The following is a 1234-nucleotide window of genomic DNA, read 5'->3' on the forward strand; positions in this document are numbered from 1 at the left end:
TACACCCACATCCTCACTTAAAAGTTCATCTGTACCTTCTGGTGTTAATGCAATTTGTCCTGAAGTATAAACTATACCATTAACAACAGTTGCTTGTGAATATGGTCCTATCGCTGATGGTGCTTTATTTGTCTGTATAAATTTCATTTTTTTCCTTATCTGTTTGTTGTATTCCAATTTTTAATGAGTATTGAAAAAACCTCATATAAACCTTCCACTTCTTCTACCGTTGTTCTCTCGTTTATAGAGTGAATTGTATCATTTTTCACACCAAACTCTATAACATCTATTCCAAACGCAGCAATAAATCGTGCATCACTTGTTCCACCTGCTGTTGAGTGTTTTGGCACTCTATTTGTTACTTTTTCAATAGCTACATCAATATTTTTAACAAGTTTTGTATCTGTATTCGTTTTAAACGGATACGAACCTTGTGTTAAACGCAGCTCATAGTCAAAATCTTTCAAATACTTTTGAACAAATGCTCGAACTTCTTTTTGTGTTGTTTTTGCATTGAATAACCCTAGCCAGGCTATACTTATATGGCCAAGTGTTGGTATCGGGGTAATTTCAGCTTTAGTTTGGGGATATAAAATTATTCCTGCTTTATACTTAGCACAACTTTTAATCAACTTCGCACTTTATCCAAATGAACAATTTGTATTAAGCAACTTGCTTATTAATAGTCTATTTATTTTTACTGGTCTGGTTCAGTACTATATCGGCGCTTTTCTCATTCGTTTTTTTATTGGCTATCCCAATCCTTTAATATCAAGCCACTCAATTATAAAACTGTACCTGCTTATTGGCCCTCTTATAGCACTCATTTCAACAACTTTAAACAGCCTTGCAAAATTTTTCTTATCAACAAATATTAGTACCATATCAATCTTTTCTCATTATTTGGATTGGTGGTTCGGCGACTATATTGGCTTTGTTATATTTGCTCCCCTTTTATTAGTGATAATTGGTCAACCAAGATCAATTTGGCGACCTCGTTATTTGACACTTGTTTTGCCTGTTATATTAACTCTTATTTTCATTATTTTTCTCTACAATAAAACAGAGTTTTCAGATAAACAAAGATTAAAAGATAATTTTAGCACGAAATCAGAACTCATCACCACTATCATCAACCAGAAACTTAACTGGATAAATGAATTTCTTAATGCTGGTTTAAGTCATTTTTTGCCTTTTGAAAAGTGGGAGGATAAATTTGAAAGTTTTTTGAATA

At 32.4% G+C, this 1234-nt stretch carries 3 protein-coding genes; 1 reads left to right on the forward strand and 2 read right to left on the reverse strand.

Translation table 11 applies throughout. The annotated features are described in order from the left end of the window. Nucleotides 1-147: Rid family hydrolase (locus tag MVY38_RS09995; protein ID WP_297485776.1), on the reverse strand; the 147-nt coding region annotated here is incomplete at its 3' end. A gap of 8 nt (nucleotides 148-155) precedes the next feature. Then, nucleotides 156-632, reverse strand: a complete 477-nt coding sequence (locus MVY38_RS10000; protein ID WP_297485771.1) for a M20/M25/M40 family metallo-hydrolase — start codon at nucleotides 630-632, stop codon at nucleotides 156-158. Between MVY38_RS10000 and MVY38_RS10005 the strand changes: the two genes are divergently transcribed. After that, nucleotides 514-1234, forward strand: a 721-nt coding sequence (locus MVY38_RS10005; RefSeq protein WP_297485778.1) for an MASE1 domain-containing protein, incomplete at its 3' end; no start/stop codon positions are given. The two genes, MVY38_RS10000 and MVY38_RS10005, sit on opposite strands and share 119 nt — an antisense overlap.

Origin of the sequence: Sulfurimonas sp., from assembly GCF_027056685.1 — a bacterium.
Classification (GTDB): Bacteria; Campylobacterota; Campylobacteria; order Campylobacterales; family Sulfurimonadaceae; genus Sulfurimonas.